Annotated in this window: 10 protein-coding genes and 1 riboswitch; of the genes, 4 read left to right on the forward strand and 6 right to left on the reverse strand. The window is 41.0% G+C overall.

From position 1 onward, the window contains the following. Positions 1 to 37 precede the first annotated feature (37 nt). From I6F44_RS12360 to I6F44_RS12370, 3 genes are read right to left on the reverse strand one after another with little or no spacing between them, the layout of a single operon-like run. Complete coding sequence (locus I6F44_RS12360) at positions 38 to 2,815, reverse strand: ATPase (protein ID WP_197173863.1); 2,778 nt, start codon at positions 2,813 to 2,815, stop codon at positions 38 to 40. Continuing rightward, positions 2,812 to 3,360 carry a condensin complex protein MksE gene (locus tag I6F44_RS12365; RefSeq protein ID WP_010553432.1) on the reverse strand — a complete coding sequence of 183 codons (549 nt, stop codon included), beginning with the start codon at positions 3,358 to 3,360 and terminating at the stop codon, positions 2,812 to 2,814. Before I6F44_RS12365 ends, I6F44_RS12360 begins: the two co-directional genes overlap by 4 nt. Positions 3,361 to 3,363: 3 nt before the next feature. Beyond that, positions 3,364 to 4,635 (reverse strand): hypothetical protein, encoded by a 1,272-nt coding sequence (locus I6F44_RS12370; RefSeq protein ID WP_165728259.1) that lies wholly within the window; start codon positions 4,633 to 4,635, stop codon positions 3,364 to 3,366. A 222-nt stretch (positions 4,636 to 4,857) separates the two neighbouring features. Between I6F44_RS12370 and nhaD the strand changes: the two genes are divergently transcribed. Together nhaD and lysC are read left to right on the forward strand one after the other, a co-directional pair. Continuing rightward, positions 4,858 to 6,105 carry a sodium:proton antiporter NhaD gene (gene nhaD / locus I6F44_RS12375; protein ID WP_197173864.1) on the forward strand — a complete coding sequence of 416 codons (1,248 nt, stop codon included), beginning with the start codon at positions 4,858 to 4,860 and terminating at the stop codon, positions 6,103 to 6,105. Positions 6,106 to 6,206: 101 nt separating this feature from the next. Continuing rightward, positions 6,207 to 6,379, forward strand: a riboswitch (Lysine riboswitch). A gap of 75 nt (positions 6,380 to 6,454) precedes the next feature. Further along, entirely contained in the window at positions 6,455 to 7,858 is a 1,404-nt protein-coding gene (gene lysC, locus I6F44_RS12380) for a lysine-sensitive aspartokinase 3 (protein ID WP_169060332.1), read from the forward strand. 72 nt (positions 7,859 to 7,930) lie between these two features. Here the strand turns inward: lysC and I6F44_RS12385 are convergent, their stop codons facing one another. Further along, complete coding sequence (locus I6F44_RS12385) at positions 7,931 to 8,689, reverse strand: 4'-phosphopantetheinyl transferase family protein (protein WP_197173865.1); 759 nt, start codon at positions 8,687 to 8,689, stop codon at positions 7,931 to 7,933. Positions 8,690 to 8,830: 141 nt separating this feature from the next. Here I6F44_RS12385 and I6F44_RS12390 point away from each other — a divergent pair, with 141 nt between their 5' ends. Next, complete coding sequence (locus I6F44_RS12390; protein ID WP_170070698.1) at positions 8,831 to 10,153, forward strand: sodium-dependent transporter; 1,323 nt, start codon at positions 8,831 to 8,833, stop codon at positions 10,151 to 10,153. Between the two features lie 94 nt (positions 10,154 to 10,247). On the opposite strand, the gene I6F44_RS12395 is transcribed toward I6F44_RS12390, so the two are convergent. Both I6F44_RS12395 and I6F44_RS12400 read right to left on the reverse strand, forming a co-directional pair. Next, positions 10,248 to 11,228, reverse strand: coding sequence for a 2-hydroxyacid dehydrogenase (locus I6F44_RS12395; RefSeq protein WP_197173866.1), 981 nt, complete (start codon positions 11,226 to 11,228; stop codon positions 10,248 to 10,250). 110 nt (positions 11,229 to 11,338) lie between these two features. Next, a complete protein-coding gene (locus I6F44_RS12400; protein ID WP_007581908.1) occupies positions 11,339 to 11,899 on the reverse strand; it encodes a glutathione peroxidase in 561 nt (186 codons plus the stop codon). A 121-nt stretch (positions 11,900 to 12,020) separates the two neighbouring features. Between I6F44_RS12400 and I6F44_RS12405 the strand changes: the two genes are divergently transcribed. Then, on the forward strand, positions 12,021 to 12,902 hold the full coding sequence (locus I6F44_RS12405; RefSeq protein WP_197173867.1) for an NAD(P)-dependent oxidoreductase: 882 nt from the start codon (positions 12,021 to 12,023) through the stop codon (positions 12,900 to 12,902). Positions 12,903 to 13,508: the final 606 nt, after the last annotated feature.

The following is a 13,508-nucleotide window of genomic DNA, read 5'->3' on the forward strand; positions in this document are numbered from 1 at the left end:
CTATATTTTAGTTTAGTTGGTTTGCCTTAACGGCCAATTAATTGTGTTCAACTTCAATCCAATCTTTTTCATCTACCCAGTTTTGTGCACCGTCTTTTACCGAGCGAATAGGCACAATGTAGTCACAACTTATTTGTGGTTTAACTGAGGCAAATATAGGCACAAAACCAAAGCTTAGTGCGGTTTCTATAATTGCTTTTTGATTTTGTGGGTCAATGTCGGCCGCTTCATCTATGTAAATAGGTATACGGTATAGGTTTTGTTCCTGGTCACTCAATAAGTAACGAATAAACAACATGCCACACAATAACTTAATCGTAATACGTGTGCCGTTTGAACCCGCCGAATCTATTTTTTCAAAGTGCTCTGTTTCACCTGCGCGGTTAACTACTTCAAATCGAATATCAAATAAATCGGTAAGCGTTAAACCCGCTTTATCTGAGGCGAGTTTAATTAAGTGATCTTTCGCTTCGTTTACCGCACTTTCGCTGTACGGTTCTTGGCTCAGTAAATCAAGTGTGTCACCTTGCTCAAACTGATGCGACGTGCTGATAATGGTATCTATACTATCAACCAGCATTTTACGCGGTATGACGTTAATTTTAAACGCTTGCAGGTTTGAAATACGGTGCTGGCTTATGCCTTTATTAAAGCTATTCATTTCGCGGCGAAGGCGGTCTAAGTCTTCTCGCAAGCCTTTAATAGTTGCGGCCACTTCGGTAAGCGCAACGCGTGCTTGGCGTTCAACAGCGTCGCGTTCGTTATCAATATTATGAAAGGCGCTTATTAGCTTTTGGTATTTAGTGTATTCGTCATTTTCGTTGTCGAATTTAGTAATACCCGCGTTATATACATGCAAATAAGTGTTGCGTACGTTTATGTCAAAATTACGCAGCTCTTGGCAGTCTTTATTAAAGTGATGAACAAGATCGCTTAAGTTATCAAAGTCGACCGCAATATCAATCATGTACGGGGTCACTTTGCCGCTGTACAAATCAAGCGTGTGGTCAATTCGCTCGCTTTTAACTTGGCGTAAGCGCTCAGTTTGGCGATTAATTTGCTCTTGTTTTGATTTAATTAACGAGCGACGATCGGCAATTGAGCCACTATTTTTTTGAATATCTTGCAGGTAGTCGTCAACTTGTTCGCGCTCAGCTAATAACTGCTCTTTTAGCATGGCTTGCGCTTCAACCGACTGTTGCATTATATCAAACTGCTCTAAGCGTTTTAGGGCGCTCTCTGCGCTCATAAGCTCATCGTATAGCGCGTCTTTTTCTTTTTGCTTGTCGGCAACGTTTGCTGCAACATCGCGTTGTTGCTTAAACTCTTTAAGTGAATGCTCAAGTGCATTTAGCTGAGCGGTTAATTGCTCCTTGTTTTCGCCGCTTTGCATTTGCACAGGCGAGAGCTTTTTGAGATTAATGCTCGCACCTGGTAGCGTTAATACACCGCCTTTAACGTTTTCACTTAATAGCGATAAAAACTCCCCAAACGCGTCTTCGTCATCAATGGTTATATCGCCATTAGTGGTGGTCGCAAACGAGAGAATATCTGGGTTTAAAATGCGCGATATTTCTTCTACTTCTTTTAACGAGAGGTCTTCGCGCATACGGGTAAACAAATTAAACTCAAGGTTTTTAAGTTGCAGCTTTAAGCTCTTAATTTGTTTTTGTGTTTCGCTAATGCGGTAGTCAAGCGTGTGCAGGCTTTGCCCTTGTGCGCTGGTTATAGAGTGCGAAAGCGACTCGTAATCTTGCTTTAACTGAGTCAGGCTGGTTTTAAGAGTGGCTTTATTTACCAGTTCAAATTCGCTTTTAAGCGCATCGTAATCTAAAAACCACTGCTCAATTTGTGTTTGTCTGCGCTCTATGTCGCGCGATTGCTGTACGTATAGGCTTTGCTTTTGCTCAAACTCGTGTTTTTCGTGCTCAATATCTTCAAGCGCAATGCCCAACTCATTAAGTTGCGATTCTTGATAGGTATCAAAATCAATCAGTGCTTGGTCAATTTTAGGTGCGTATGCGGCTAATTTACCTTTAAGCACGGTTTGGTTTTCAAGCATTGATTCAAGCGCGGCTATTGGCTCTTGCATTGACTCAAGGGCTTTTAATTCGCGTTTTGAGCGATTTACTTTATCAAACGAGCGGCGCCATACTTCATAAAAGTCGACCTTAGAGTTTGACATATGGCGTTCAAACACGCGTAGCATAAAGCGTTTTACGTCGCTTGCGCCTAATTTGTGTAAGTTAAGAATACGTCTAAATATTTCTTTATAAATAGAAGAGTCTTGCACATTGTTAAGCGGGATCATTTTTAAGTTAATGTCGCCGTCAAAAGGCGTTGCACCGCCAGTCAGTAGCGCGTTTAGCTCTTGTGCTTTAAGCTCAATAGGGTTGTAGTTAAGCGATTTTAAATGGTTGAACAGCTTGGTAAATTTAATAATAGTTTTACCTTGCGTGTACTGCTCTAAATCAAGCTTTCCTTGATAACAAAAGTACTGATGCGCGTAACCGGCAATTTTACCAAGTCCCGCAACGCCTATTACTACCGAGCCATGAGGCAAGTTAGCTTCGAGCAAAATGTACGACTGATCGGATGAAAAATAAAACTTACGGGTTTCATCTAAATCGTGTCCGTCCCATTCTGTTAAGCGCAAATCGTTAATAAGCGGAAACTGCAGGGCGTTAATAACTGAGCTTTTACCTGTGTTATTGGGCGCGCAAATAGAGCTGCTTTTATCAAGCGGAATCACACATTTTGCATAGCCTGCAGTGTTAAGTAGGGCGAGTTTACTTAGTCCATATAGATTTTTCATTCCTCGTCCTCTGTAATGTAGGTTTCTTCGTTTACTTCCATGAGTGCATCTATGTAGCGGTGAATTGGCGCTTGTAGCATAAAGCCGCCTTCTACTTCACGGGCTAAACCTAAGCGCACCATGCGCAGGTAAACGTCTTTGCGCAAATCAGATCCCGAAAATATCTCAAGCTGATCAAACAAATGTTTGTTAATTTGCACCAGCGTTTGCATAAGCTCTAAATCGTTTACGTCGTCAAACAATGCGCGCATTGGGTCTTTACCCGTATTGGCGTAGTGCTCAATTAAAATGTAAATAGTGAGCGCGATAGCGCGAGATATTTTGCCCATATTGGGTGTGCTTTCGTCGCTACCAAAATAATAAAAGCCACGGCTGTCGCGTTTTAAATCGTTACCTAAAGCGGTAAATAGGGCGGTGTAGTCTTCTATGTGTTGGTCAAGCTCTTGCCACATTACGTTGTCTTGCTCGCAAATGTGATAACCCGCTACTAATTTTTTATTAATGGCTTGTAGGTGGGTTAGCTCGTCTAAGTTTATGTGTGTCATGGTTTATTTACCTGCCTTTGAATCTGGCTGAGGCTCTGAATTAAATGGATATAAAGAAAAGTGCTGACCGGCAATTTTTACGCGGGCTTTTTCATCGCTTTGAATTATTTTAATATCGCTGTCGCTGACTAATTTTTGATACAAAAATAGCATTTCGTCGGCATCGAGATTTGGGTAGCTTTCGTCTAAAAATTGCAGCAAGGGCTGCGGCTTTTTGCGTTTTTTATTAAAGCGCTTAGCAAAGCTGGTTTTAACATCGTTGTAGTCAGGAATATTAGGCGTAACAAATGCAGGCACGTCTTGCTGGTCAGGCAATTGGTATTCTTCGTGTTCAAATTCAACCAAGCTTGCCATGTAAGCCACAATATGACGTTGCTGACCAAGCGAATATCGCTGCGCGTCGCTCACAAAATGTGGCTGTACAGCACTTAGCATGTTGTCTACGCCATTTTTGCGCACAAGCCCAAGTACTTTGGCTGCTTGGCGAGTAATTAAGTTATTACGGCGTAACTCTTCGCGTAGCGGCATAAGCATGTCGGCACTTTTACGTAAGCTTTCTCGACCCACTAAATGCATTTCGAGTATACGGGTACGTAATTGCTCAAGCATGCGTTTGTCGTTGTACGCTTTACCTGAGCGCTCAATGTGCAGTATTTGCTTACTTATTTGCTCTTCAATGAGGGTAAAACATGCATGAAATTCACCGCGAATATCAACCATTTCAAGCATTGGCTCTATGTATTCGTCAAACGCTTCTATTACCGCTTTATAACGCTTTTGCAGCGATTGCACCGCATTATTAGATTTAGCTTGTTCAACAATATTTAAAATAGCGTTTTCGTTGTGTGCGTATAGCTTCATTATTTTACGCACCCGATCATCCATAATGCGGCTGTAGCGGCGTAAATCGTCAAAGTCTTCTATTTCGCCAGCGTTATCTAGGCGATTACCTAAACGTGCAAGGTCGTCGACTAATACGCTAATTTCTTGCGCTAAACCTAAATGCTCTTCTTGCAGTAAAAACGTAGCAAAGTCGGCAATGGCACGATTTATTTCAAGCTGAGAGGATTTAGCCAGTGGAATTAAAATATCTTGGTTTAACAAACGATTTGTTTCTTTATAAATGCGTTCGTTTGACCACGTGGGCTGCTTTTGCTTAATCGCATTTTGTACGTCTTTTAGGCTAAAGTCAGCCATTTTAAAACGTTTAAATAATAGCTCTAATACACCCCAATGTTCGGTTATGGTGTTTAGCAGCTTTTTAGCTGGGATCATAAGAGGTTACAACATCCTAGTATTTTATTATTGAGTTCTTTTAGAAGACTCATTATTACGTATTTTTAATTAACCTTGTCTGTATATAGTATTCGTTTTTAAGACCATTTAATAATAGTTTTTGCATAGAGGCAGTGCTAAAATTCGCGCCGAAAATAGGCACATGAAATGGAATGTTATTTGTGTGTTCTTTAAAACTATATCAAAGGTTGTTTAACTACCATGGTTTCCTCGATTATTCTAACCCTGATAGCGATTGCATTTTTACTGATCGTTATAGAAGATATAATCCATGTCAATAAAGCTAAAACCACGCTGTTTTTTGGTACGCTTTGCTGGATTCTTCTTTTTATATACCCTCTACACGGGCAAAGGCCCGATACGATTCAACACCTTTTAAATGAAAATATTTTAGAAATTGCCTCGTTATGGTTATTTTTAATGGCTGCAATGACCTTTGTAGCGTATTTAAATTCAAAGGGGTTTATAGAAAACATTGTTCACCGCGTTATGCCAAAAAGTATTAGCGAAAAAAAGCTCATGTTTTTAGTGGGTGGTTTTGCATTTTTGTTTTCGTCGATTTCAGACAACGTAACAGCTACGCTTATATCGCTTGCGGTTGTTATGTCGTTAAAACTTGAACCTAAAAAGCTCATTAAATACGCCACGCTTATTGTGTTTGGGGTTAACTCAGGTGGGGTATCGCTAATAACAGGTGACGTAACCACACTAATGATATTTTTAGATGGCAAAGTAACCATTGCTCATTTATTACTACTTATAGCGCCAGCACTTGCAAGCGTTATGCTGCTAGCCGCGTTACTATCTATCGGTATGAAAGGGCGTGTTGAGTTTGCTGGTGCAGGTAAAACCCGCATTGAAAAAACCGACATTACCATCGCTGTTATATTTTTATCTACCGTAGTGAGCACACTTATGCTGAGTGTAGTTTACAGCGTACCGCCTTTATTAACCTTCTTGTTTGGCTTATCAGTGATGTTTTTAGTAGCGCAATTTTTAATGCGCAAAAAAGACATAAACAAAGACATAATCGATTTTGTTCGCGATATAGAATACGACACATTATTGTTTTTTGTAGGTGTACTTTTACTTGTAGGCGCACTTAAAGAAATTGGTATGCTAAGTAAATTTACCGACCTATACACGGTAATGGCACCTGAGTACGCAAACTACTTAATGGGCATATTATCAGCAGGGGTCGATAACGTACCGCTTACTGCTGCTTTATTAAAAGCCGATATAGTAATGAGCCAACAACACTGGTTGTCGTTTACTTATGCAACGGGCGTGGGCGGTTCAATGCTTATCATTGGGTCGGCTGCGGGTATTATTGCCATGAGCAAAGTTAAAGCGCTTACCTTTATGAGCTACTTGCGTTTATCGCTGCATTTATTAATTTGCTACACCGTAGGTTATGCAGGCTCTTATTACATGGGCAGTTTTATTTAACTCATAAATTATTAAATGCTTGACAGCTAGACGTCTAAACGATAACTTTCAAAGCCCCGCTACTTAGTGGGGTTTTGTTTTATTAGCCACTGGTTAATAAAGCATTCAGAAGAGGTGCGATACTTAGGTACTTAATGTTAGGCGACGAAAGCCAATGATCATTAAGGAGGGAAGTACTCGCCGAGGAAAATAATGATACGTCGTCATTGTTTTTCGGTTTATGGGGCTGAATCCTCAAAACTGTCACCAATATAGGTGGAGAGCTTCTGGCAGTGGACTTATCTTTAAGCATTCCTTTGCCAAGTTCTTCTTGTTTTATTGCGGTTTGGATACCGCGAAAGGAGACTAAATGACTACCCAATCAGCGCCACAAACAGTACTTCAAACAGAGTTAAGCGCAAAATCAGATTACATCGTTGCCAAATTTGGCGGAACCAGTGTTGCCAACTTTGAAGCGATGAGTCGCTGTAGCGAAATTATTGTTGCAGATAAAAGCGTACGTATTGTTGCCGTGAGCGCTAGTGCCGGCGTAACTAACCACTTAGTTGCACTGTGCAAACCAAGTATTACCTCAAGTGAGCGCCAAGAACACATAAACGGTGTGCTTGCTATTCAACAAACTATTTTAGATGAGTTATCGCTAGATGCCGATTTAGCGGTTGGCTTTAACGAAACCCTAAAAGCATTTCAAACATTGGCTCAAGAGTCACTAACAACCGATCAGCAACACGACGAGCTACTTAGCTTTGGTGAGCGTTTGTCGTCGTATTTGTTTGCACAAGTGCTGCGTTTACAAGGTTTAAACGCCGATCGCTTTGATGTGCGCAAGGTGCTTAAAACCGACAGCCAATTTGGTAAAGCAACGCCAAATGTTGCAGCCACAGCGCAAGCCGCTAAAGAACATTTAATCCCGTTATTAGACGCTCAAGTAATTGTGACTCAGGGCTTTATTGGCAGTGACGAATACGGTCAAACAACAACGCTTGGACGTGGTGGTTCTGACTATAGCGCTGCATTATTAGCTGAAGCAATCAACGCTAAAAGCGTGCATATTTGGACCGACGTAGTGGGTATTTTTAGCACCGACCCGCGTTTATGCGCAAAAGCGACACCCATTGCTCGTTTAAGTTTTGACGAAGCCGCTGAAATGGCGACCTTTGGCGCAAAAGTATTGCACCCAGCAACTATTTTACCAGCGAGCCGTAGCCACATTAATGTATTTGTAGGCTCTAGCCGCGAGCCAGAGCGTGGCGGTACATGGATTGAGCGCGAAAAATCGCAGCAACCAGGTATACGCGCAGTAACGCAACGTAAAAACCAAATATTGCTTACGCTTAAAAGCCCAGAAATGCTCCTAGCAAGCGGCTTTTTAGCACGCGTATTTACACTATTAAGCGAATATAATATATCGGTAGATTTGGTAACTACATCAGAAATCAGCGTAGCTATAACCCTTGATAACGCGCAGAACGCATCGCGCCCAGAGCTCGATCAAGAATGCCTAGATAAGCTTGCAGAGTTTTGCCATGTTTCGGTAGAAAACAACCTAACACTGGTGGCACTTATTGGCTCTGAGATTCAATTACGCCAACACGAAATGAACTTAATGAGTGTACTAAAAGACTTTAACATTCGATTAATTTGTCACGGTGCTAGTAAGCACAACCTGTGCTTTTTAGTAGAGCAAACTGAGTCAGATAACGTAGTACAGTCTATTCATAGCCGTTTATTAGAAAATGATTTTGCTGCGTAAGTAATCGTTATTCAGGAAAATCACCTAGTAAAGTTACCTAGTAAAATCACCTAGTAAAGTTACTTAACAAAATTACTTAACAAAGTCGGTTAATAAAAAGCATCGCCAGTCGATGCTTTTTTTATGCACCACACTCACATCAAAACAAACATTGCTGTTACTACTATCAACTACAGTAACGTTATTACTGCTAGCACTCAGCTTTGCACTATGTAATTCGTCAAACACATTAGGGCTAAGTAATTTTGCAATAGGGCGGCTGGTGGCTTTAGCAAGTGACTCTTTTAATGTCCAAATTCTAAAAAACGTATCTGCTTGGGCTTGGGTATTAGTGGGCTCGGTAATAAGTGTAATTTCATCATTATGGTAAAAATGCTTAGCGAGCTTTTCAAACGGGCGCTTTAGGCTTACTTTTTCAATATCAAAACCAAACTCACTTTTATCAAGATTTAGCGCTACCCCAACTAAACCATGCGAGTGCGAAATACAGGTATTAATAACATCATCACTTACATGTATTTGCAGCTTTGAGCTTGCCTCGTCAAATTCGGTACTCATTTTATTAAGCGCCACGTGCGCATGTTGCGGCTGCGCTACTTTAATAAGGTGTTTTAACAATAACCGCGTCGCTAAATACTCTTGCTTAGCTGGCGGGCTTTTACGGCGGTTTATAATAGTTAATTCAAATGGGCTTAAGCAATCGGGCAAATTAAAGTCACTAAGCTCAAGTGTTTTAGCATTAAATAATAAAATACTGTTACTCGCTAAAGACAAGTTTGCCAATTGAGTTGAAGTAATACTCAAGGCGTTTTTAAAATAGTGTCCAGTCATAAAAGCCCTAAAGCAAAAGAAGTCGCTGATATTGTGAGCGGTTAACGCCACTAATAAAGGCTGGGTACAATTTTATTACTCAGCTGGCATGAAATATGGTTTAATTCACAATAATCAAAATAATAACAGATTTGTAGATGTATGGCACAAGTGCGTGATGGGTTTCAAAGCCGACTTGGTTTTGTTTTAGCCGCTGCTGGCGCAGCAGTGGGTTTAGGTAATATTTGGGGTTTTCCTACGCAAGCGGCCAACCATGGCGGCGGCGCTTTTTTACTGGTTTATTTTATTGTTATATTTTTACTTGCGCTCCCTGCGCTGTATACCGAACTTTATTTAGGTCACAAAGCACAAGCTAACCCGGTAAAAGCATTGGGCGATGCATGGCAAAGCACTAACCGCAAAGTAGGCGCAACAGCAGGTTATATTGGTCTTGCGGGCGCGGTTGTTATGCTAAGTTTTTACTCAATAGTAGCAGGGTGGATGCTCTCCTACGCTATTGAACCCATAACGACCTTTTTAGGTTTCACAGGCGCAAGCGAATTTTTACATAGCGACTCAGTGCTGCGTAATTTTGTATTTACGCCGCTTATGCTTATTTTAACCGCCAGTATTATTTTAAAAGGGGTTAAATCAGGAATCGAAACCTGGTCGCGCCGTTTAATGCCACTGCTACTCGTATTGCTTGTTGGTTTAATTGCCTACATTGCAACACTCGATGGCGCAAGTGAAGGCTTTGCCGCGTATTTAATTCCTGATTTTAGCCAAATACTCGACCCTAATTTGATTATTGCCGCAATGGGGCAAGCGTTCTTTTCGCTCTCGTTAGGTGTGGGTTGTATGATGATTTACGGATCGTATTTACAGCCAGATGCTAATTTACCAAAGCTCACAGCCGGTGTTGCCTTACTCGATACCAGCGTTGCTTTTTTAGCGGGGTTACTTATTATTCCTGCTATTTATGTGGCGCAGCATAACGGTGTAGAGGTATTTAGTGGCGGTAAACTGATTGGCGAAGGGCAACTTATTTTTGCTATTTTACCTGCGCTATTTAGCACCATGGGCGAAATTGGTTTATTAGTGGGTTTACTGTTTTTTGTATTAATGTCTATCGCATCGGTTACGTCAACTATATCGACAACTGAGATTCCGGTGGCGTTTTTAGTCGAAAACCACAACGTTAGCCGCACCAAAGCAACGTGGGCGGTAAGCGCCGTTGTACTTGTGTGTGCAAGCGCGATTATACTAAATTTTGATTGGTTATTTGGCTTAGTTATTATGCTATTTACTCAATACCAATTGCCGCTTATGGGCTTGTTTTACTTTATTACAGTAGGGTGGATGTGGCAGCGTGGTAATAAATTACACCAAGCAACAACCGGCGTACATTACTGGTTTGCTCAGTATATTCGTTTTGTTTGCCCAATATTAATGACCTTGGTATTTGCAAATGTTGCGTTTGGTTAAGCTCTATTTAAAGTGAATTTTTAAACAAAAAAAGCGAATAGGGCTCACCTTATTCGCTTTTTTTGTGCCTGTTATCTAGGTATAGCTTAGGTCTTTATAAAACCTCATTAGTTAGAGGCCTACCTTCACTTACTTCAAGCGCGTTAAATACGGTTGTGTTTGCTATTTCGGTAAGTGCTTCTTGCGTAAAAAAGCCCTGATGACCCGTCACTAAAACATTTTTAAAACTCACTAAGCGCGAGAATATATCGTCTTGATTTATTTCGTCGCTGTGGTTTTTAAAAAATAGCTCCGACTCTTGCTCGTAAACGTCAAGTCCCAGGTAACCTAGCTTTTTAGTTTTAAGCGCGCTAATACACGCGCTACTATCAAGTAATGCACCGCGTGAAGTATTAATTAACATAACGCCGGTTTTCATTTTACTAAATGCCTCATCATTTATTAAATGATGAGTTTGCTCGTTCAGTGGGCAATGTAAAGAGATCACATCGCTTTGGCTAAGTAAGGTGTCTATATCGGTAATTGTATAATTGCCAGGTTGCGCGTATGGGTCGCACACTAATACTTTAGCGCCAAAGCCATTTAAAATGCTGCACAGCGCAAGGCCAATTTTACCGCAACCTACAATACCCACGGTTTTGTTGTGCAAGTTAAAACCTAGTAATCCGTTTAAATCAAAGTTGTCTTCGCGTACACGGTTATACGCTTTATGCGTTTTGCGGCTAAGCGTTAGCATAAGTGCAATACAATGCTCGGCTACGGCCTCAGGGCTGTAAGCAGGAACACGTAATACTTTAATTTTATGTGCTTTTGCTGCAGGTAAATCAACATTATTAAATCCTGCACAACGTAGCAAAATAGTATTTATGCCTTGGCTTGCCAATTGTTCAATAACAGTGGCGTTTACAGTGTCGTTAACAAATACGCATATGGCATCAAACCCGTTTGCTAAAATAGCCGTTTGTTCGCTCAGGGCTTGTTCAAAATACGTTATTTTTATATCGCGGTGACCGCGTGTACTTTGTTCAAAAAAAGGCAGTTCGTACTTTTGAGTACTAAAAAAAGCAATGTTCATGGTAATAGCCTCGACGCTTAAGGAGTATTATTTATTACTAATACAATAAACTACTTTATAAACCTGTGCTTTAGTAACACGCATTTTATTGATTTAAATTAAGCCCTAATTTATGCCTTAGCCGACGTAAACAAAGGTATTTTTGACGATACTTTTTTACCACCTCTAGCAGCGCTTAACTTTGCGGCTTGCAGTAGGTTGCTTTCTATTACTTGTTTAAGTGTTTCAGGCTTAGTACGTGGTGCATAGCGTGCAACAAGTTGCCCTTGCGAGTTAATTAAAAACTTAGTGAAATTCCACTTAATTGCACGATTTTGCGAAATACCCCGCGTATGCGACTTTAAATAATTAAACAACGGATGTGTTTCTGGCCCGTTTACCATTACCTTACCAAACACCTCAAACGAGACATTAAATTGCTCTTGGTAAAAGTCTTTAATGGCTAAATTATCAAGCGGCTCATTTTGGCCAAACTGGTTACAGGGAAACGCAAGTACAGTAAAACCATTGCTTTTGTATTGCTGATAGAGCTTTTCGAGCGCGTTTAATTGCACCGAAAAATTACACTTACTCGCTGTATTAACAATAAGAACGGTTTTGCCCTGTAACTGGCTAAGAGAAAAATTTTCGCTGTTAAAAAGTGGTGCATTAAATTGATAAATACTGTCCATAGGTTACCTACTTACCTTTCCCGCTAAGGAAATTTTATAAAGACTTTCATTCGCTTTTTTATCGACCGGTTGACATAATTGAGGTCTAGTTTCTAAGTTATCAGTTTAATAGGTCATTTTTATGTCAATGAAAGTCGCATTTATAGGTTTAGGCGTAATGGGTTACCCAATGGCGGGGCATTTAGCAAAAGCAGGATACAGCGTATGCGTTTATAACCGCACTCAAGCTAAAGCACAAGCGTGGACTGCAGAACATTCAGGAAGCTTTGCACCAACCCCGCGCGAAGCTGCCAATAATGCCGACATCGTATTTATGTGTGTTGGTAATGATGACGATTTACGCTCAGTAGTGTATGGCGACGATGGCGTGTTAGCGGGCATGTTACCGCACACTATTTTGGTAGATCACACCACAACCTCTGCCGAAGTAGCCCGCGAAGTGGCTGCAAAAGCGGCTCTGCAAAATATCGACTTTATAGATGCGCCTGTATCGGGCGGACAAGCTGGCGCCGAAAACGGCGTATTAACAGTTATGGCGGGTGGTAGCGAAGCCGTATTTGCTAAAGTGCAGCCAGTTATGGCGGCATTTAGTCGTTTTAGCCAATTACTAGGCGGCGTTGGCTCGGGACAACTTTGTAAAATGGTTAATCAAATTTGTATTGCTGGCGCAGTGCAAGGTTTAGCTGAAGGCTTACATTTTGCCAAGCAAGCTGGGCTTGATGGTGAAAAAGTAATAGAAACAATATCTAAAGGTGCTGCCGGTTCGTGGCAAATGGAAAACCGTTATAAAACAATGTGGGCGGGTGAATACGAGTTTGGTTTTGCCGTAGATTGGATGCGTAAAGATTTAGGCATTGCACTCGATGAAGCTAAAAACAACGGCGCTACTTTACCAATGACCGCAACAGTCGATCAATACTACGCCGACGTACAAGCTCTCGGCGGCGGCAGATACGACACCTCAAGCTTACTAGCACGCATTGAAGCACTGCATAAAAAATAACGTTTACGTTGAGTATGTCGATGTAGACTGCAAGCTTGCTTGCGTGACGAGCAAAGCCCGTAAAGTGATTTATTCACAAAGAGGTTATGAGTCGCTGCGCTTTTAGAGGCAGTGATAGATAAAAAAGATTATTGTTGGTTTTATGTTTGCTCATTTACTCCTTATTCGCTTCTCTTTGTGAATGGAGTTTTATTTAAGCAATTAAAAGCCGCGCTTTTCACGTGAGCAAGCTCTACGTTTACCCCAAAATATAGATTTATGGTTGTTTTTATAGACGTGAAGCTGCTTGCGTGACGGGCAAAGCCCGTAAAGTAATTTATTCACAAAGAGGTTATGAGGCGCTGCGCTTTTAGAGGCCGTAATAAGTCTAAAACGGTTGTTGCTTTTATGTTTACTTATTTATTTCTCATTCGCTTCTCTTTGTGAATAGAGTTTTATTTAAGTAATTAAAAGCTGTGCTTTTCACGTGAGCAAGCTCTACGTCAAAGTGTAGATATCAGTTTTACTTTGTAGACGCGAAGCTTGCTTGCGTGACGGGAAAAGCCCGTAAGATTTATTCACAATGAGGTTATGAGGCGCTGCGCTTTTAGAGGCAGTGATAGATCA

Origin of the sequence: Pseudoalteromonas sp. NZS11_1 (assembly GCF_015864275.1) — a bacterium.
Taxonomy (GTDB): domain Bacteria; phylum Pseudomonadota; class Gammaproteobacteria; order Enterobacterales; family Alteromonadaceae; genus Pseudoalteromonas; species Pseudoalteromonas arctica.

What these genes read in the sequence shown, in the direction of transcription:
- I6F44_RS12360 (WP_197173863.1), bottom strand. Translation starts at nt 2,815, where the DNA reads ATGAAAAATCTATATGGACTAAGTAAACTCGCCCTACTTAACACTGCA.
- I6F44_RS12365 (WP_010553432.1), bottom strand. Translation starts at nt 3,360, where the DNA reads ATGACACACATAAACTTAGACGAGCTAACCCACCTACAAGCCATTAAT.
- I6F44_RS12370 (WP_165728259.1), bottom strand. Translation starts at nt 4,635, where the DNA reads ATGATCCCAGCTAAAAAGCTGCTAAACACCATAACCGAACATTGGGGT.
- nhaD (WP_197173864.1), top strand. Translation starts at nt 4,858, where the DNA reads ATGGTTTCCTCGATTATTCTAACCCTGATAGCGATTGCATTTTTACTG.
- lysC (WP_169060332.1), top strand. Translation starts at nt 6,455, where the DNA reads ATGACTACCCAATCAGCGCCACAAACAGTACTTCAAACAGAGTTAAGC.
- I6F44_RS12385 (WP_197173865.1), bottom strand. Translation starts at nt 8,689, where the DNA reads ATGACTGGACACTATTTTAAAAACGCCTTGAGTATTACTTCAACTCAA.
- I6F44_RS12390 (WP_170070698.1), top strand. Translation starts at nt 8,831, where the DNA reads ATGGCACAAGTGCGTGATGGGTTTCAAAGCCGACTTGGTTTTGTTTTA.
- I6F44_RS12395 (WP_197173866.1), bottom strand. Translation starts at nt 11,228, where the DNA reads ATGAACATTGCTTTTTTTAGTACTCAAAAGTACGAACTGCCTTTTTTT.
- I6F44_RS12400 (WP_007581908.1), bottom strand. Translation starts at nt 11,899, where the DNA reads ATGGACAGTATTTATCAATTTAATGCACCACTTTTTAACAGCGAAAAT.
- I6F44_RS12405 (WP_197173867.1), top strand. Translation starts at nt 12,021, where the DNA reads ATGTCAATGAAAGTCGCATTTATAGGTTTAGGCGTAATGGGTTACCCA.